This window comes from Pseudomonas germanica (assembly GCF_019614655.1).
Taxonomy (GTDB): Bacteria; Pseudomonadota; Gammaproteobacteria; order Pseudomonadales; family Pseudomonadaceae; genus Aquipseudomonas; species Aquipseudomonas neuropathica.
On the sequence record NZ_CP071586.1, the window covers coordinates 954,537 to 972,382 of the forward strand.

14 protein-coding genes are annotated in these 17,846 nt (G+C 61.7%); 5 read left to right on the forward strand and 9 right to left on the reverse strand.

Annotated elements, in window-relative coordinates; all coding sequences use genetic code 11:
* Nucleotides 1–44 precede the first annotated feature (44 nt).
* The 8 genes from J0G10_RS04100 to cbiE form a co-directional block, all read right to left on the reverse strand.
* Nucleotides 45–491, reverse strand: a complete 447-nt coding sequence (locus J0G10_RS04100) for a DUF2946 domain-containing protein (RefSeq protein WP_220557534.1) — start codon at nucleotides 489–491, stop codon at nucleotides 45–47.
* Between the two features lie 21 nt (nucleotides 492–512).
* Entirely contained in the window at nucleotides 513–992 is a 480-nt protein-coding gene (locus tag J0G10_RS04105) for a copper chaperone PCu(A)C (protein ID WP_095047344.1), read from the reverse strand.
* A 48-nt stretch (nucleotides 993–1,040) separates the two neighbouring features.
* Nucleotides 1,041–1,439, reverse strand: a complete 399-nt coding sequence (locus J0G10_RS04110; protein ID WP_095047345.1) for a DUF2946 domain-containing protein — start codon at nucleotides 1,437–1,439, stop codon at nucleotides 1,041–1,043.
* Between the two features lie 97 nt (nucleotides 1,440–1,536).
* Nucleotides 1,537–1,827 carry an addiction module antidote protein gene (locus J0G10_RS04115; protein ID WP_095126119.1) on the reverse strand — a complete coding sequence of 97 codons (291 nt, stop codon included), beginning with the start codon at nucleotides 1,825–1,827 and terminating at the stop codon, nucleotides 1,537–1,539.
* 3 nt (nucleotides 1,828–1,830) lie between these two features.
* Nucleotides 1,831–2,133: a type II toxin-antitoxin system RelE/ParE family toxin gene (locus tag J0G10_RS04120; protein WP_095126118.1), complete on the reverse strand. Its 303-nt coding sequence runs from the start codon at nucleotides 2,131–2,133 to the stop codon at nucleotides 1,831–1,833.
* A 171-nt stretch (nucleotides 2,134–2,304) separates the two neighbouring features.
* Complete coding sequence (locus tag J0G10_RS04125) at nucleotides 2,305–3,021, reverse strand: cobalt-precorrin-6A reductase (protein ID WP_220557536.1); 717 nt, start codon at nucleotides 3,019–3,021, stop codon at nucleotides 2,305–2,307.
* On the reverse strand, nucleotides 3,018–4,115 hold the full coding sequence (locus J0G10_RS04130; protein ID WP_095047347.1) for a cobalt-precorrin-5B (C(1))-methyltransferase: 1,098 nt from the start codon (nucleotides 4,113–4,115) through the stop codon (nucleotides 3,018–3,020). Before J0G10_RS04130 ends, J0G10_RS04125 begins: the two co-directional genes overlap by 4 nt.
* Nucleotides 4,108–5,319, reverse strand: coding sequence for a precorrin-6y C5,15-methyltransferase (decarboxylating) subunit CbiE (gene cbiE / locus J0G10_RS04135; protein ID WP_220557538.1), 1,212 nt, complete (start codon nucleotides 5,317–5,319; stop codon nucleotides 4,108–4,110). The genes J0G10_RS04130 and cbiE overlap by 8 nt, the downstream gene beginning before the upstream one ends.
* A 132-nt stretch (nucleotides 5,320–5,451) precedes the next feature.
* Here cbiE and cobG point away from each other — a divergent pair, with 132 nt between their 5' ends.
* From cobG to J0G10_RS04160, 5 genes are all read left to right on the forward strand, one after another.
* On the forward strand, nucleotides 5,452–6,747 hold the full coding sequence (cobG, locus tag J0G10_RS04140; RefSeq protein ID WP_281062911.1) for a precorrin-3B synthase: 1,296 nt from the start codon (nucleotides 5,452–5,454) through the stop codon (nucleotides 6,745–6,747).
* A complete protein-coding gene (locus J0G10_RS04145) occupies nucleotides 6,740–7,366 on the forward strand; it encodes a precorrin-8X methylmutase (RefSeq protein WP_093430238.1) in 627 nt (208 codons plus the stop codon). The genes cobG and J0G10_RS04145 overlap by 8 nt, the downstream gene beginning before the upstream one ends.
* Nucleotides 7,363–8,097: a precorrin-2 C(20)-methyltransferase gene (locus tag J0G10_RS04150; RefSeq protein WP_407082799.1), complete on the forward strand. Its 735-nt coding sequence runs from the start codon at nucleotides 7,363–7,365 to the stop codon at nucleotides 8,095–8,097. Before J0G10_RS04145 ends, J0G10_RS04150 begins: the two co-directional genes overlap by 4 nt.
* The gene (gene cobJ, locus J0G10_RS04155; RefSeq protein ID WP_220557542.1) at nucleotides 8,097–9,797 is read left to right on the forward strand and encodes a precorrin-3B C(17)-methyltransferase; all 1,701 of its coding nucleotides are present in this window, start codon (nucleotides 8,097–8,099) and stop codon (nucleotides 9,795–9,797) included. Before J0G10_RS04150 ends, cobJ begins: the two co-directional genes overlap by 1 nt.
* A 300-nt stretch (nucleotides 9,798–10,097) precedes the next feature.
* The gene (locus J0G10_RS04160; RefSeq protein ID WP_220557544.1) at nucleotides 10,098–17,156 is read left to right on the forward strand and encodes a TcdA/TcdB catalytic glycosyltransferase domain-containing protein; all 7,059 of its coding nucleotides are present in this window, start codon (nucleotides 10,098–10,100) and stop codon (nucleotides 17,154–17,156) included.
* 90 nt (nucleotides 17,157–17,246) lie between these two features.
* Here the strand turns inward: J0G10_RS04160 and J0G10_RS04165 are convergent, their stop codons facing one another.
* Nucleotides 17,247–17,843: a MarC family protein gene (locus tag J0G10_RS04165; RefSeq protein ID WP_025111770.1), complete on the reverse strand. Its 597-nt coding sequence runs from the start codon at nucleotides 17,841–17,843 to the stop codon at nucleotides 17,247–17,249.
* Nucleotides 17,844–17,846: the final 3 nt, after the last annotated feature.

The following is a 17,846-nucleotide window of genomic DNA, read 5'->3' on the forward strand; positions in this document are numbered from 1 at the left end:
CCTGAAGCTGTCTTCTCAACCGTGTGCAATCAGAGGTGCGGTATTTACGCTGTGACGGGCGGGGCGCGGGTGCGGGCGCCGGGGAAGAAGGTCTGCCGGGCGTGGCCCAGGCGCGGGGAGGGCGGGGTGAAGGTGTTCAGCGGCGGGATGTTGAAGGCGACGAAATCACCGCCCCCAGTCAGCGCCGGGCAGTTGAACAGCAGGCTGCAATAGCCACATTTTTCCCACAGCACGTGGTGCGAGGATTGCGGTGGGCAGTGTTCGGCGCTCGGTTTTGCATCATGGCCCGCGTGATCCATGCCCGGCATGTCCATCGACATGTCCATGCTCATCGGCATCGATGTCGAGGCGTGTTGATCCATCGGCATCGACTGAGAAATCAGTGGGCCGATGAAGATCATCAACATGGCGAACAGGGCGATCCAGCTGCCGCGAGTCAGGTGTTGAGTCTGACGGCGTTGCATTGGCGGCCTGACGCTCAGCGGGCGCATGGGCGGAGTCTGCCGGAAGGCTTACTGGGCGTGCGCGTGGGCCTGCGTGGTTTCCGGCGGCTTCTTCTGCACCGAGACTTCGACGGTGACGTCACCAGCCTTCTCGAAATGCAGTGTCAGCGCGAAGCGCTTGCCGTCGCTGAGCAGGCTGCGATCGGTCGGGTTAAGCAGCATCACGTGATAGGCCATCGGCGCAAACGTCACGTTGCCGCCAGCGGGAATTTCCACGCTCGGCACCTGCTGCATCTTCATCAGATCGCCCTGCATCACGTGTTCGTGCAGTTGCGCTTCGGGAGCGATAGGCGAGTCGACGCTGAGCAGGCGGTCGTCCGTCTTGCCGGCGTTGTGAATGATGAAATAGGCGGCGACCGTCGGTGCATTCGGCGGCAACTCTTGCGACCACGGATGGGCGATCTCAAGTTCCCCAGCTTTGTATTCGTGAGCATGGGCAAAGCACGCCGGCAACAGCAGCGCAGCGACGATGATGAGTTTGTTCAACATGGCAGTTCTCCAGAACGATTTGAAACGCAGGTCAATTGCGCGAACAAATCAAACCAGAGGGGAGGCGCGGGGATTGAGACTCGGCCATTGCTGGCGCGGAGTGGGTGTTTGCAGAGAGGCTGGCGCCACGCTGCGGTTGCTTTCATAGCGAGCGAAATACAACTGCGGCGAATGTCCCGGCAACGCGACCAATGGCGCCGAGCCTGAGCAGCACCAGCAGTGCTGCATGTTCGAATGTGTATCGTTGGTCGGGGCTTTTTGCTCGGTGGTGCCGATGTTGATCGCCACCATCTTGGTCCCGCTGCCGGTGCAGAAACTGCTCCAGAGCAATTGCTCGGCCGGTGAATTGGCCGCCTGCGCCATCGCCCCGGTCATCGGCATGGCGAGCATGTTGAACAGCACTGCAAAGCAGGCGATCCAGGCAATTGCTAGCCGGTGTCGGTTCATGGGACAGATCCATTGGGTGGGCGATCAGGCGCGGCTATTTAGCCTGATCAGGGCCGATAAGTAAAAAAGCGTCGTGCGGTTTGGTGTCGCAGCGCCTTCACAGTGTTACGGCATGCAATCGCAAACCCAGAGCCTTCATGACTTTCATGATAGTTGCGAATTCGGGATTGCCAGTGCTACTGAGCGCTTTATAAAGACTTTCGCGGCCCAAACCTGCATCCCGCGCCACTTGTGTCATGCCTTGAGCTCGGGCGATGTCATTGAGTGCTGCACGAATCAGAACGCCATCGCCTTCATCGTCGTCAAAACAGGCATCCAGATATGCCGCCATATCCTCGGGAGTCTTAAGGTACTCGACGGCGTCAAAACGGGTGAATTCTTCGGTCATGATTTACTCCTCATTTCCGATGTTATGAGCCATTTGCACGGCGCGTTTGATATCTCTCTTTTGTGTCGATTTGTCGCCCCCGATCAACAGCAGATAAATCACTTCGCCTTTACGTGTGAAGTACATTCTGTAACCAGGGCCGTAATGAACACGCATTTCATAAACGGTGTCACCGACGAAGCCGCAATCGCCGAAGTTGCCATGTTCGGCTGTTTTAATCCTGGAGATGATTCGGCCTTTCCCTTTGATGTCTTTTAAGGAGTCGAGCCATTCGGAAAATATGCGGGATCGTTCAAAAGAGATCATGTCGGGATCGTATTCCTTGGGATACAAGCTGGCAAGCCGCTTTTCTCGGCTGGCTGCTTGTAGGGATTAAAGGAACCGAAGTATTGGAGTGAGGGTGTAGTGAAGAACAGTCGGCTGCGTCCTCAAAATTTGCAGGTAAATTCACAGATAAATACGAAATGATGAAAAGTCTTACGACGTCAGGGCTTCAAGGACTTCAGACGCTGATCGAAACTCCCGATCAACCCCCGGCAACCCCGGTCGCTTCAACACAATCACCGGCAGCCCACGCTCGCGCGCCACTTCCAGCTTCGGCTCGGTGGCGGTGCTGCCGCTGTTCTTGCTGATCAACACATCGATCTGCCGCCGTTCGAACAGTGCGCGCTCATCCTCCAGCAGAAACGGCCCCCGCGCGCCGATCACTTCGCAGCGTTCGTTGCCGGGGTAGACGTCGAGGGCGCGCAAGGTCCAGAACTGGTCTGCAGGGATTTCATTGAGGTGCTGCAGCGGTTCGCGGCCGAGGGTGAACAGCGGTCGGCGAAACGGCTTGAGGGCAGTGATCAGCTCGGCCCAGTCGCTGACTTCGCGCCAGTCATCACCGGGCTGCGGCTGCCAGGCCGGGCGGCGCAAAGCCCAGCAGGGAATGCCGATCAGGTGTGCGGCGGTGGTGGCGTTCTGGCTGATCTGTGCGGCATAGGGATGCGTGGCGTCGAGCAACAGCTCGATGCCTGCGTCACGAATGAATTGCGCCAGACCCTCAGCGCCACCGTAACCACCGACGCGGACCTGACAGGTCAGATCCGTCGGCACCCGACCAACACCGGCGAGGCTGTAGATATGTTCTGGCCCAAGCGTGCGGGCAATCGCCAGTGCCTCAGTGACGCCGCCGAGCAGCAAAATCCGCTTCATGCAAAACCTCCGGCATGCCCGACAATCCCGCCCTGACGATCAATTGCAAACACCTCGACCTGCACCTGCGCGGGCACCACGCTGCGAGCGAAATTCAAGGCATGGCGGCAGACCTCATCACCGAGGCCAACCCCCGCCGCACTGGCCATGGCCAGCGCCTGCTGACTGGTATTGGCCTCACGAATGCCTTGCTGCAATGCCTCGTCGGCGCCAATCGCCGCGGCCCAGTCAGCCAGTTGCGGCAGGTCGATGCTCGAATGCCGCGAGTGCAGGTCCATGTGCCCGGCGGCCAGTTTGCTGATCTTGCCGAAGCCGCCGCACAGGCTGAGTTTATCCACAGGCACTTTGCGCAGATGCTTGAGCACCGCGCCGACGAAGTCGCCCATTTCGATCAGGGCGATTTCCGGCAGGTTGTAGACCCGGCGCATGGTGTCTTCGCTGGCATTGCCGGTGCACGCGGCGATGTGCAGATAACCATTGGTTTTCGCCACATCGATGCCTTGATGGATCGAGGCGATGTAAGCCGCGCAGGAAAATGGCCGGACGATGCCGCTGGTGCCGAGGATCGACAAACCGCCAAGAATGCCCAGCCGTGGATTCATGGTTTTCAGCGCCAGCGCTTCGCCGCCCTCGACGTTGACCGTGACGTCGAAGCCGCCGGCATAACCGGTTTCGGTGGCAAGCAGTGTCAGGTGATCACTGATCATCTTGCGTGGCACCGGGTTGATTGCCGGCTCGCCGACACCCAGCACCAGTCCCGGCCGCGTTACGGTGCCCACGCCGGCGCCGGCATTGAAACGAATCCCCGGTTCACTCAGCAGCCGAACACGCGAATAGAGCAACGCGCCGTGAGTCACGTCGGGGTCGTCGCCAGCATCCTTGATCGTCCCGGCCTCGGCGCCATCATCGGTCAAGCGGCAGAACTCCAGACGCATCTGCACCTGTTTGCCTTTGGGTAAGACGATCTGCACCGCATCGGCCGCCAGTCCGCTGAGCAACAGGCGCGCGGCGGCCAGGCTGGTCGCGGTGGCACAGCTACCGGTGGTCAGGCCGCTGCGCAGGGGCGCGGGTTGTTCCGCGGTTTCGTCACGCATCGAGGGGTTTGACCAGATCGAGCAGGGTGATCGGCAGTGCCTGGCGCCAGGTGTCGAACTCGCCGAGCGGCTGCGCCTGGGCGACATGGATACGCGTCAGCTCGCCGCCGAAGCGTTCGCGCCAGTTCATCAGGGCCATTTCGCTTTGCAGCGTCACTGCGTTGGCGACCAGACGGCCACCGGGTTTGAGGTGTTCCCAGCAGGTTTCGAACACCCCTACACGGGTGACGCCGCCGCCGATGAAGATGGCGTCCGGGCGTTCCAGCCCCGCGAGTGCCTGCGGTGCCTTGCCACGAATCAGTTGCAAACCGGGCACGCCCAGTGCATCGCGGTTGTGCTCGATCAATTGCTGGCGACCATCATCGGCTTCGATGGCCAAGGCGCGGCAGCTCGGATGCGTACGCATCCACTCGATACCGATCGAACCGCTGCCGGCGCCGACATCCCAAAGCAATTCGCCGGGGGTCGGGGCGAGGCGGGCGAGGGTGATGGCGCGCACGTCGCGTTTGGTCAACTGGCCGTCGTGCTGGAAGGCCGAATCCGGCAGTCCGGCGAGACGCGAAAGGCGCGGGGCCTGTGCGTCGGCCAGACATTCGATGGCGATGACATTGAGGTCGGCCACGGACGCGGCATTCCAAGCATTGGCGGTGCTGTCGATGCGCCGTTCGGCGTCACCGCCAAGATGCTCAAGCACGCTCATGCGACTCGAACCGAAGCCGCGCTCGCCGAGCAATTGCGCCACCGCTGCCGGGCTCTGGCCATCGTTGCTCAGCAACAACAGGCGCACGCCGCTGAACAATTGCGCATTGAGCGCCGCCAGCGGTCGGGCCACCAGCGACAGCGTCACCACCTCCTGCAACGGCCAGCCGAGGCGGGCGGCGGCCAGCGAGCAGGACGACGGGGCGGGCAGGATCAGCATCTCTTCGCTTGGCACCTGGCGGGCGAGGCTGGCACCGACGCCGTAGAACATCGGGTCACCGCTGGCCAATACGCAAACTGCTTCGCCACGCTGTTCCAGCACCGGCGCGAGGGAGAACGGGCTCGGCCACAACTGGCGTTCGCCGCGAATACACACCGGCAGCAAATCCAGTTGACGCTGGCCACCGACGATCCGCGAGGCGCCCAGCAGGGCACGCCGGGCGTTTTTGCCCAGGCCCTTGAAGCCGTCTTCACCGATTCCCACTACCGTCAGCCAGGGTGACATCTATATTCCTCTAAACACGCCGTTCCGACGGGCAGTCTTTTCATGCCAGCGGACAAAGCAGGCATAATACCGCGCCTTCGCCCGCGAAGCGCCTTTCCCACGCAGCCGGTCAGCCCCTTGAACGAACGTCCGATGTCCACCGCCTTACGCCCCTCGGCCTGCCCGGGGTTACTGCGTATCGTCCAGGCACTGGACGGCGGCATCTGCCGGATCAAGCTCAATGGCGGTTCGATCAGCGTCGATCAGGCCGACGCGGTGGCCGATGCCGCCGAACAGTTCGGCGCGGCGATCGAGGCGACCAACCGTGCCAATCTGCAGATTCGCGGGATCGGTGAGCAATCTGCGGCACTGATCGAACGCTTGCTCGCCGCCGGTCTCGGCCCGCGCACGGCGGCCGGTGACGATGTGCGCAACCTGATGCTCAGCCCCGCTGCCGGCATTGATCGGCAGATGCAGATCGACACGCGCGGCCTCGCCGGGCAGATCCTCGATACTTTGCAAAGCCATCCACGGTTCCACGAGCTGAGCGCCAAATTCGCCGTGCAACTGGATGGCGGTGAAGCGCTGGCGATGCTCGAACATCCCCACGACCTGTGGTTGTCGGCGTTCGCGCGTGACGGTAAAACCTGGCTGGCGTTCGGCCTGGCCGGGTGCCCGACGGATCGCGCGGTCGGCGCGGTGGCGCTGGAGCACGGCCATGCGTTGGTGGTGGCGGTGCTGGAGTTGTTCCTGGCGTTGGCACGTCCCGAGCAGACGCGCATGCGTCATTTGCTCGATGAATTGCCGATGCCGGCGTTTCTGCAACAACTGAGCGCACGTTTGCCGATCAAGCCGATCAGCGATTGGCAGCGCACCGCCGTGGCGGACAATCTGCACATCGGAGTTCATCCGCAAAACACTGCGGGTCAGGTGTATATCGGTGCGGTGCCGGCGCTGGGCCGTCTCGATCCGGCGATGCTGCGCGGGGCTGCGCAACTGGCCCGCCAGTTCGGCAATGGCAGCCTGCGTTTTACGCCTTGGCAAAGCCTGCTGGTGCCGGGCGTCAAAGCAAGTGATGCGGCTCAGGTGCTGGAAGGTCTTGAGCAACTGAACCTGTTGACCCGCGCTACCGAGCCCCTCTCACGCCTGATCGCTTGCACCGGTGCCAGTGGCTGCGGCAAAGGCCTGGCCGACACCAAGCAGGACGCCCGCCATCTGGCGACGTTGCTGCCCTCGGCCCCCAACGTCCACCTCAGTGGCTGCACGCGCTCTTGCGCTGCCGCCCACTGTGCCCCGGCGACGTTGCTGGCCGTCAGTGCCGGTCATTACGACCTCTATTTTCGCGATGCGACGCTGCCGGGTTTCGGCGCGCTGCACGCACGCAACCTTACTATTGAAGCGGCCGCGACCCTGCTCGCCGCCCGCTCTCGGAGTCCCTTTGATGCTTGATTACATCCGCGATGGTCAGGAGATTTATCGCAACTCCTTCGCGATTATTCGCCGCGAGGCCAATCTGGCGCGCATCCCGGCCGATCTGGAAAAACTCGCGGTGCGGGTGATTCACGCCTGCGGCATGGTCGAGGCTATTGACGGTCTGCAGTTCTCCGAAGGTGCGGGCAAGGCCGGGCGCGATGCGCTCGCCGCCGGTGCGCCGATCCTCTGCGATGCGCGGATGGTCTCCGAAGGTGTGACACGTGCGCGCCTGCCGGCCAACAACGAAGTGATCTGCACCTTGCGTGACGAGAGCGTGCCGGAGCTGGCGCGCGAGCTGGGCAACACCCGTTCCGCCGCCGCACTGGAGCTGTGGCGTCCGCATCTGGAAGGCAGCGTCGTGGTAATCGGCAACGCGCCGACCGCACTGTTTTATCTGCTGGAAATGCTTGACGCCGGCGCACCGAAACCGGCGCTGATCCTCGGCTTCCCGGTCGGCTTCGTCGGTGCCGCCGAGTCGAAAGCCGCCCTGGCCGCCGACAGCCGTGGCGTGCCGTTCGTGATCATGCAAGGCCGCCTCGGTGGCAGCGCCATGGCCGCCGCCGCCGTTAACGCCCTCGCCACGGAGATCGAATGATGCAGGCCAAAGGACGTTTGCTTGGCCTGGGCGTCGGCCCGGGGGATCCGGAGCTGATTACCGTCAAAGCCCTGCGCCTGCTGCGCGAATCGCCGGTGGTGGCGTACTTCGTCGCCAAGGGCAAAAAGGGCAACGCGTTCGGCATCATCGAAGCGCATCTGCAACAGGCGCAGAACCTGTTGCCGTTGGTCTATCCGGTGACCACAGAAGCGCTGCCGGCGCCGCTGTCCTATGAGCAGGTCATCAGCGATTTCTACGACGAAGCCGCCGAGACGCTCGCCGCACACCTGGATGCCGGTCGCGATGTGGCGGTGATTTGTGAAGGTGATCCGTTCTTCTACGGCTCCTACATGTACCTGCACGATCGCCTCGCCAGCCGTTACGAAGCCCAAGTGGTGCCGGGCGTGTGCTCGATGCTGGGTGGCGCTTCGGTGCTCGGCGCGCCGCTGGTGTATCGCAATCAGAGCCTGTCGGTGCTCTCGGGCGTGTTGCCCCATGAAGAGTTGAAGCGGCGTCTGGCCGATGCCGACGCGGCGGTGATCATGAAGCTGGGGCGCAATTTCCCCAAAGTGCGTCAGGTCCTCGAAGAACTGGGTCTGGCCGAACGCGCGCTGTATGTCGAGCGTGCGACCATGGCCAATCAGAAGATCGTGCCGATGGATCAGGTCGAGCCGATGTCGTCGCCGTACTTCTCGCTGATCATTGTGCCGGGCGAACGGTGGCAAGGCTGATGACTCAATCTACGCCAGCCATCGTCATTCTCGGCCAGGGTAGCCTGGCCACCGCACGGCGCATTCAGCAGGTCTATCCGGCGGCGCAGATCCACGGCCTCGCCGGGCGCGTCGAAGGCGCCGATTGCACCTATCAGGAGTTCGGCGCGACCCTGCGTGCGCTGTATCAGCAGGACACGCCGATCATTGCTCTGTGCGCGGCCGGCATCGTCATCCGTACGCTGGCGCCGCTGTTGCTGGAAAAGGGCGCCGAGCCTGCGGTACTCGCCGTGGCCGAAGACGGCAGCGCCGTGGTGCCGCTGTTGGGTGGCCTCGGCGGGGTGAATGTCATGGCGCGCGACATCGCTGCCGGGCTGCAAGTCGCAGCCGCGATCACCACCAGTGGCGAGTTGCGTTTTGGCACGTGCCTGCTCAACCCTCCGAGCGGTTATGCCCTGGGCGATCTGGAACTGGGCAAGTGTTTTGTCTCCGACCTGTTGGCCGGTCACAGCGTGCGCATCGAAGGCGCGGCGCCGTGGCTGGATCAGGCGCAATTGCCGGAAGATCCGCAGGCGCAGCGCTCGATTCATGTCGGCAGTGCCGCGCGTGAGGCGAGTGCCAGTGAGTTGCTGATCTATCCACGCAGCGTCGCGGTGGCGGTGAGTGCCGAAACAGCTGACCTGGCGAATGCCGTTCGCCGCGCGTTGCAGCAGGCGAAAATCGCCGTGCAGTCGCTGGCCTGTCTGTTGGCCAGCGAGACGCAAATGGCTTCGCCACTTTTGCGTGAAGCGGCGCTTGAGCTGGGTGTGCCGCTGCGCTTCGTTGCGGCGCAAAGCGACATCGAAACTCTGGCACGTGCCGCAGTGCCTGAGGCTAAAGTTGTGGTCAGCCACGGCATGGCAATCGCGGTCGCCGAACAGCCATTGGATGTTTCCAGCATTGGCCGGCCACGCGGCCGTCTCGCCGTGATCGGCCTCGGCCCCGGCGCTGCCGAACTGATGGTGCCAGCGGTGAAGGCCGAACTGGCCCGCGCCACCGATGTGCTCGGCTACGAAACCTACGTACGCATGGCCGGGCCGTTTCGCGACGATCAAGTGCAGCACTGCACCGACAACCGCGAAGAGATGCAGCGCGCCCGTCACGCCTTCCGGCTGGCTGCCGAAGGGCGCTCGGTGATTGTCGTGTCCTCGGGTGATCCCGGCGTGTTCGCCATGGCGGCGGCGGTGCTCGAAGCCTTGCACGAGTCGACGGACCCGGCGTGGCACAGCGTCGACCTGGAAATTCTCCCGGGTGTTTCCGCTTCGCTGGCCACCGCCGCACAGGCCGGGGCGCCACTGGGCCATGACTTCTGCGTGATGTCGCTGTCGGACAATCTCAAGCCTTGGTCGATCATCGAAAAACGTCTGGATCTGGCCGCTGAAGCGGATCTGGCGTTGGCGTTCTACAACCCGATCTCCCGGGCGCGTCCGTGGCAACTGGGCCGGGCGCTGGAGATTGTCGCGCAGCATCGCGCACCTGAAACCCCCGTGGTGTTGGGTCGCGACATCGGCCGTCCGGGCCAGACCCTGCGCACCACGACACTCGGCGCCTTAACCCCCGAGCAAGTGGATATGCGCACCATGGTGTTGATTGGTTCTTCGACTACCTGCACCTTCCCGCGCGGTGACGGCGGCGTCTGGATTTACACCCCGCGCTGGTACGGTGAAAAAACCGGGGCGTGAGAAAGTCGTGTTGAGCGTCAAGCGCAGTTGTAAGCAACTGCGTGAGACGTGATATCCGGTTAACGCTTCGGATTGAATCATTCCGCTCGAACACAAGGCCGCCAATCTTCTGGATTGGCGGCCTTGTGCGTTTGTGCGCAGGTAAGAAAACAGGCAATTCATTGCCACATGGTTCAAGCACAAACCCCGAGTGTTATTGGCTGTTTCACTGGACATCGTTTGAGTTTGTTCGGGTTTGAGCGTGGTACTCCAGTTCAATAGTTTCGTGGCGAACGAAGCCGTGATGGAAGAAGTGCCACGATGAAAACCAACAAGCCGTACGAAATCCTTTCCGTCAAAGACTTCTCGCAACTGCAGCGGGCGCTGAGCGAGTTTGCCGGCAGCGCTGAATACAAGGCGTTGCTGTCGCACTATGAACTGGCCAGACAAGCCGCTGATGACCCGCAGCGACTGCTGTTGATCAAGCTGTTTCAGGAGGCCCTGGAGTCGTTGCTCCAACGCAGGACTCAGCCCGTTTCCGAAGCCATCAGCCAGATCAGATCGGATCTGGTCAAGTCTGTCGCCAGGCTGGAGGACACACACGCCATGCTCCATGGCGTGGCCAGGCCCGTGGCGAAAATCATGCACTTTGTCTGGGTGGGCGGCAGTGAAGTCGGGGCCAATCAGCGCGACTACATGAACATCTGGCGCCAGGTGCTGGAGCCGCAGGGTTACCGCTTCAACCTCTGGTACGACAGTGATGCGTTGCTGGCCTTTGAAATGAACCGGGTGATCCTCGACAGCGCCAGAGTGGATGCGCTGGAGTCGGGCGGTGACAAGGTCAGCAAGGCTTTTCAGTTGTCGCAGATGATCGAGGACCGTGCGCGGGTGTTGAAGCAGCAGATGTTCGCCCACCTTCAGCAAGCACAGTGGCGGGGGCGAGCCGACGAAGCGCGTATCGACTTGATGGTGCGTGCCTACGGCAAGGATCGGGCGACGCTTGAAGCCTTTCGCCAGCGCTGCCTGCAGACGCATCAGGCGATGCTCGGAGCGGACCTGCAATTGCGCGATGTCGGCGACGAATTTGCCGGGCACTTTTTGCAGGATGTCTATCAGCGCGAGGTGGCCATGCGCGGCAATTTTGCCGCGGCGAGCGATGTCGTGCGCCTGCAGGCCGAATACCTCGAAGGTGGCCGTTACAGTGACATGGATTACTTGCCGCCACTGGCGGACACGCTGGCCGGTGTCGATATTCTCAGCGTCGGCGAAGAAGGCCGAATCGGCGTTTTGCAGTTGCTGTTGAACCACAATGAAGCCTTGATGCCGGGACGCGACCGCCAGCGTTATCTCGACCGCACTGACAAAATCCCGCCCGAACACTTCGAGGCATTGACGGCGTTTGCCCGTGAGCAACACCGGCTAAGCGAGATCTTTGTCGCACCGCAAGATCACGCGGTGCCGCAGGACGCGATGCGTTTGGGCACGGCCTATGGCTTGCCGGACTGGGCGGAAATGAATGCGCATATGCTGGCCCATCCCGGCAGTGCCATGACCCTGGCGTACATGCAGATGATCCGCCTCAATTATGACTGCCTGCTGGAAGTGGAGCGGCGTGCGGCGCTCGCCGGCATCGACGCGACGGATCAGGCGCGGATGTTTGATGTGGTCGAGAATGTGGTCAACGAAGCTCAGGCGCAGGGCAAACTGCCTGAAGCGCAAGGCGAGGTGTTCCGCTCCAGACTGATCGACGCGATTTTTACCTATTACCGCGATGGCATTCGCCTTGAAGCCCGCGGCACCATCACCCTGACGGGCCCAGGGGCCGCCGCGGCCGCGCTGCTCAAATACATAGAGCAGCACCTGCAACCCGATCGACATGTGCAGATCCGTGAGCGCCTGAAGTTGCTCGAAGGCTACAACACCCACACCGAGGAGGAGATGATCTCCGGCTGGACCGTCGACGGTAAGGCCGAGCAATGGTTGCTCGAAGAGCGGGAGAAGTGGCAGAACGGCAAACTGAAATCGCGCTACGTCGGCCAACTGGCGGATTTGCTGAAAGCGCACACGCTAACCTTCAAGCAGGGCTGGCCGGTCATCGAAGGCCAACCGGTGATGTTGACCTCGGTATTGCAGCCACTGATGGACGATCTGGGCGAGCCGTTCCTGCGCGCGATGCAGGAGAAGTTGAGCGGCGACATGACGTTCAATTCAGCGATCTCCATCGGTTTCGACAGCCGTGAGCAGATTCGCGCGCAAACAGTCCGTGCGATTCCGCTTTCCCATGGCGCGGAGCCTACCCGCAATCTCAATGAGTTGTTCACCCTCGTTGCCCATGGCTCGCTGGTGGTTGAGCAACTCAGTCCGTTGCAACGCGTCATCCTCGGCGGGATGTTGGGGGCAAACAGTCTGGATGCCGCCGGGTTTGCCCCGGTCTGGCAGAGCGTTATGGACATCGCTCGGGGAACCGCTGAGGGTGGTTTGTTCGCCCGTTACCACGCGATCGAAAAGGCCCTGATTCAGCAGGCGGCGCCGAACTTCGAGGCGGGGCTTGCCGGCGCGAGCATCCACGGCACGCACACGGCGCGCGAACTCAAGGCGTTGGCGATGAGCGAACCGCTGACGCTGAAACAGTGGGGCGAGCACATCGGACAGATCAATCGCACGGCACAGCGTGAATACCACAGGCATATTTTCAAGCGGGGTGGCCAGGTGCGGGAGGCGTTGTTCCAGTCCGGCGCCGTGTCCGTCAGGCAACTGCCGCAGGATTTGTTGAGGCGCAGCACGGGCGACCCGGGACGCCGTTGCTATCCGCTGGCGTTGTTGATGGGCGCCGCCGTGGCGGCTGGCGGGTTGGCCGAGCGTGCACTGATCGGACGTGTGGCGAATGCCAGCCTGAGGCCGGAAGACGTTGATTCGCGGGCGTTGCTCAGTGCGCTGGATGAGCTGGGCGAGGTCTCCGGGCGTGCGATCGGACAGGCTCGTGGCCGGCAAAATCTCGACAGCGTGATGCAGACACTGGAAGCGAAAACCGCCCCCGGCGCCCTGCTGCTCGACACAGGCAATCACGCTTTGCTGGTGGCTAAAGTGCAAGTGGATGAGCAAACGTTCTATCGCTTTTATGATCCCAATTTTGCGATTTATGGATTTGCCGCAAGCGCAGAAATGAAGCAGGGCTTGGCACGCTATTTAAGTGACGACGGCAACACTTTGGCGAAGTTGTACGGCCTGACTGACATCGGCACTGCGCAGTTCGATGTAATCGAACTGGACACCGTAGCGCTCGCCGAGCGGACATTGTCGTCCGGGTTGCGCGTCGAGAGTTTTTTGCAAACCGCAGCTATCGCCGACCCTCAAGCGGCTTCGGTCTGGGCCAGGCAAGCTGTCGCACGCACGCGCTCACTCAGTGAAAACGCGCGGCTGGGGGCTAGCCTCGCGCAGTTGGACGCGCGTTACTGGGCGCAGGAATTTGATCAGGCGACCCGGCAATTGCGCGCTGAACACACATTGGGTCGCGACTATCTGCCGCTGCTGGAAACGCTCAAGGCAAACCCGGACGCGGGTTATTCGCTGACGCTGGTGGATGTGCAGAACCCGGCCAGATCACTGACAGTCGGCACCGCCGATGCGCGGTTCGACAGGCTTAAAAAACACCTTCAACGTTTGGTTGTCACATTGACGGGCAAGCCGAGTACCGCGGTCGAAGCCGACGGCGGCAGTCGTCTGAGTTTCGCCTTCGCGATCCAGGCGTTGGTCACTGAAATGCGCCATCGTGACTATCAGGCTGATGGGGAGCGGGCGCCGGTTTTGTCGATAGCCCTGCAAGTGCAGGTCTATTTCAACTATGCGCAGTTGGGTTTCGGCGTATTGAGCGACACGGCCCAGACGATCAATCTGGTGCGTCAGGTGGCGGCCAGCGAACGGGCATTGACGCTTGGTCAGTCGTCGTTGTCCGGGCGTGTGCTGGGGCGTGCCACCACGGCAGGCGGATTGGTATTTTCGCTCGCCAACATCGGCTTCGATCTCCACAACCTGTCGGTGGCCGAGAACCACGAGCAACGCTCGCGGTTCTCCACATCACTGGTGTTCAACGTTGCGGCATTGGGGGTGGATGTTGTTGCTTTGGCGGCTGGCGGGGCGGTGGGCACGGCAGCGGCCGTTCTCTCGGTGCCGCTGCTGGGTGTCGGGATTGGGGTGACGGCGATTGCCAGCAACCTGGGACAGATCAGGGACAAGGCGACGGCGGTGGGCAATCATCTGCGTGCGATCGGTCATGCTTACCGGCGCGGTGCCTACACCTTGAAGGATGGCGTGCTGCAATTTCCCGCAGAGGCGGTCATCGTCAGTCTGAACCTGCAAACCAATGACGTGCGCTTCGACAGCCAGAAGTTTTACCCCTGGACGGGCGGGCTACTGGAACTGCCGCAGTACAACGATGACCCGCAGGCTATTCACCTGTCCCTCGATATCCGCCAGGCACTGGGGCTGCCCGAGGTTGTTCATCTTTACCGTGACGAAACCGATAGGCTTGAGACGCTGGTGCTGCCGTGCACGCCGATCTGCCATTACGGTTACGAGTATCAGTTGAAGGGGCTGGGCGGGTACACCTACGACCCCCTTCCCGGCGAGGTCGGGGACGCTGGCGACATCCCTGCTGAAACCCGCTACCCGCAAGTGACGGATCGCATGGCGGACACGCTGGAGTATGACCAACACGGAAACCGGCGCTTTTATCTCACCAGCAACCCGTCGCTGCCGCACATTCTGTACAAGCTGCATCCGGTCTATCAACCGACAGACATCAGCGTGGTGCTGGACAGTCAGGTACGCCAGTTGGTGGTGCCGACCCTGGAAGCGCTGGTGCACAAGAGGATTTCCTACGCAATCAGCGCACCCGAGGGGCAATACCGGATCAGGCTTGCACCCGGCATCGTCTCGGTCAGATTTAATGGCCCTGCCAAGTGGATCGTGCAGGCGACCTGGGCTTGCCTGGAACAGGTCAGATTTGCCGTCCCGAATCGGGAAAATGATGATGAAGTCCAACTGATGGTTGATGGCACGGTGCTGTCGGTTTTCGATGGCTTGATCGAACTGGCCGAGGGCCTGTTCCGGGTCGATGGGTGGGAGCGCTGCCTTCGCTTGCAGTCGGTCACCCTTGATGAGCAAAGCCGCCTGCCGCAAATACTGGCGATGCTGCGCCAGCACGCCCGCGAAGGCCGATTGGTCGCAAATGCTGTGGCGCTGTACAAATTCCGGGTGCCCGCCGCCATGGTGGTGACCACCGCTTGGTATGACGCGACCAGTGATCGTTTGTTGTACGCACGCAATCTGCCGAGCGCGGTGAACGAGGGGCTGCTGTTGGGCGGCGCCGGTGCCCGCCATGCCTGGTTCTACCATCCGCAACGGGCGACGGTCTGGCGTGTCGACACGATCACCGGCACGGTTGTGCATCGCTACCGCTTGATGAACCCCGCGAGCGGGTCGCACATCATGGGTTGTGTCCAGGACGCCGATGGCAGTTTGCGAGTGTTGCAACGCTTGCTGATCGACGCCCGGATAACTGAAACCGAAACCACACTGGAGTATCGCCTCAGCGATGCGGCCGTGGTCCTGACGGGCATCAAGTCGTCGTTTATCGAGGAACCCACCGCGCGCCCCGGGCAGGGCGACTTGCATCACTTCACGACCTTCGGCGCGTATAACGATGAAACCCCGGGCATGGCCAATGCCATCAGCACCTGGGTATATGCATCGTTCGTTTACGCGCGCACCTACTACTTCGAAGGATTGCGCCGGCGTGCCTGGGTCAACAAACGCACGGGCCACTATTTTTCGGCGGGGTTGGGCAGTGAGGCGGACATGGTCATGTTGATGCCGGCCGATCCGCAGAGCGGTGCGCTGCTGTTCTACAGCAAGCAAGCGCAGACCATCAGTCAAGGGGTGGAGCCGAGGGTGGGGCAATTCATCAATCGGGTCATCGAGCGCGATATTGTCGACGTCACCCAAACGTTCGGAAGCTACATTGCCACCAAGGCCGACGGCCGCCTTTTCGAGGTCGACACCAACCTTAAAGATGAGCAGTGGATGGGCGGCATTCCCACACCGAATATTCTGAAATTTGCCGGCCTCGGCCAGCGCTGGCTACAGCTCAACTCCGACTGGCTGGATGCCTTGCCGGCGCTGGCAAAAGTCTACAAAGCCGAACCTTTTCCGCTCATCGGATTGGGCAATGGGGCGGCTCATGCATTTCTGCCGGCGTGGTGCATCGAGGAGCAATTCGTCGTGTCGAACATCGGTCCTGAAGTGCAGTTGACGCCGTTGGGACTGACGCCGGACAAACAGGCCGCATGGTTGCTGGAGGGTTCGACCGGGCGGCTTTATCGCCAGCCGACGATTGCCATCGGGGCATTGCGCGTCGCGTTTGCTGCAGGGCCGCAGCGCGTGAGTCCCGAGCAGTTGCCCATGGCAGAAAAGGTCTGGTCGCAGTGGTCATTTGTTCACGTGCTGAGGCATGGACAAGGTCTGCTCGGGCAAACCCGCGACGGGGTCAATGTCGAGCTGCACGATCAGCAGCCAGCGCGGATCATCAGCGTGGAGAATCGCTGGTCGCACGTGCAGGGGCAGACGGCCGAGCAGTGGCGTACGCGCTTGAAAGCATTGCTCGCGGGACAGCTCCACGCGCAGGTTCTGCCGGTCGAGCACACCGGCACGCGCTACACGTATTACCTGCCTGCAACGGATCGCTTGTTTGAGGTCACCGCCCGCCATGCGCGACAGTGGCCGACGTTTCTTGGCACGCGCCAAAACACCGCTGCGCTGCTATTCGACGCAATTGACGGACTTGTCTTCAGCGCAGGCCCGGTCGATCCTGATCCTGTCTGGATTCCGGGCTGCCACGCGCACCGCGAAGGCGAGGTGTTGTCCCTGTCCTTGAGCGATGAGGTGACCGATGTCCGCGCATTATTGCCCGATGGTATCGACACACTGATTCTGGCCTTCGGTTCCCGGGAAACCGGGTATCGCATCACCGACGAAACCTGGCAGCGTCTGGACTGCATCGTGGTCGATACGCGGCTGGCAGCGGACGACGATGGTTCGGGCACGAACCTGCTGTTTCTCGACATGGCTGATTGCGCGCGCCTTTTGATGTCGCGGGTTGAAGGGCATCTGGTGATTGCCGACCCGGACAGTGCAAGCACGCTGATTGTGCGGGATGTCGAGCCGCAGGGCGGCGAGGAAAACACGCCAATGGAAATAACAGTCCGGCTCAATGAGCGGCTCCACTGCACGTTTACCCTTACCGATTGGTTGCAGCGTTTTGCACGGCTGCAGGGCGATAACGCCGTGGTCAGTCTGAACGTGCTGATTGAGGCAGCGCTTTGAACTCAAAACCGATGTAGAAGCAAAAAGGGCCGTGAAGAATAAATTCACGGCCCTTTGCAAGAAGTGTACGGACGTATTCGATGCGCTTGTTCAGGGCACCAAATAGCCTTTGACCCCTGTAAAAATGATCTGCGCCGCCAAAGCGCAAACAAACAATCCCATCAAACGACTGACGATCTGTAAGCCCTGATCGCCCAGAATCCGCTCGATACGATTCGACAGGTACAGCACCACGCCGACGGTAAAACTGGCCAGGGCAATACTCATGATCGCGGTGAGTTTGTCGTCCCAGTGCGGCTGGCTGACGCCCATCACCAGCAAGGCACCGATGGTGCCCGGGCCGACGGTCAGCGGGATGGTGAGCGGCACGATGGTGACGTCCTGCTGCACATTGTCGGCCTGTACCGCCGGTTTGCCCTGCGCCATCCCCAGTGCCGAAATGAACAGCACACTGCCGGCGCCGATGCGAAACGCATCCACGGTGATGCCGAACACATCGAAAATTACCCGCCCGAACAAATACAGTAAAACGCTGGAGACCAGCGTGGCCACGGCGACTTTCCAGGCCAGCCGCCGTTGTTCCTTGCGCGAATAACCGCGGGTCAGGCTGATAAAGCACGACAGCACGAAGAACGGGCTGTAGAGCACCAGCATCTTCAGGTAAACGCTGAACAACACATGGAGCATGGT

Bases quoted from the DNA above. Each gene is read 5' to 3' on its own strand.
- J0G10_RS04100 (WP_220557534.1), bottom strand. From the start codon at position 491: ATGCGCCCGCTGAGCGTCAGGCCGCCAATGCAACGCCGTCAGACTCAA.
- J0G10_RS04105 (WP_095047344.1), bottom strand. From the start codon at position 992: ATGTTGAACAAACTCATCATCGTCGCTGCGCTGCTGTTGCCGGCGTGC.
- J0G10_RS04110 (WP_095047345.1), bottom strand. From the start codon at position 1,439: ATGAACCGACACCGGCTAGCAATTGCCTGGATCGCCTGCTTTGCAGTG.
- J0G10_RS04115 (WP_095126119.1), bottom strand. From the start codon at position 1,827: ATGACCGAAGAATTCACCCGTTTTGACGCCGTCGAGTACCTTAAGACT.
- J0G10_RS04120 (WP_095126118.1), bottom strand. From the start codon at position 2,133: ATGATCTCTTTTGAACGATCCCGCATATTTTCCGAATGGCTCGACTCC.
- J0G10_RS04125 (WP_220557536.1), bottom strand. From the start codon at position 3,021: ATGAAGCGGATTTTGCTGCTCGGCGGCGTCACTGAGGCACTGGCGATT.
- J0G10_RS04130 (WP_095047347.1), bottom strand. From the start codon at position 4,115: ATGCGTGACGAAACCGCGGAACAACCCGCGCCCCTGCGCAGCGGCCTG.
- cbiE (WP_220557538.1), bottom strand. From the start codon at position 5,319: ATGTCACCCTGGCTGACGGTAGTGGGAATCGGTGAAGACGGCTTCAAG.
- cobG (WP_281062911.1), top strand. From the start codon at position 5,452: ATGTCCACCGCCTTACGCCCCTCGGCCTGCCCGGGGTTACTGCGTATC.
- J0G10_RS04145 (WP_093430238.1), top strand. From the start codon at position 6,740: ATGCTTGATTACATCCGCGATGGTCAGGAGATTTATCGCAACTCCTTC.
- J0G10_RS04150 (WP_407082799.1), top strand. From the start codon at position 7,363: ATGATGCAGGCCAAAGGACGTTTGCTTGGCCTGGGCGTCGGCCCGGGG.
- cobJ (WP_220557542.1), top strand. From the start codon at position 8,097: ATGACTCAATCTACGCCAGCCATCGTCATTCTCGGCCAGGGTAGCCTG.
- J0G10_RS04160 (WP_220557544.1), top strand. From the start codon at position 10,098: ATGAAAACCAACAAGCCGTACGAAATCCTTTCCGTCAAAGACTTCTCG.
- J0G10_RS04165 (WP_025111770.1), bottom strand. From the start codon at position 17,843: ATGCTCCATGTGTTGTTCAGCGTTTACCTGAAGATGCTGGTGCTCTAC.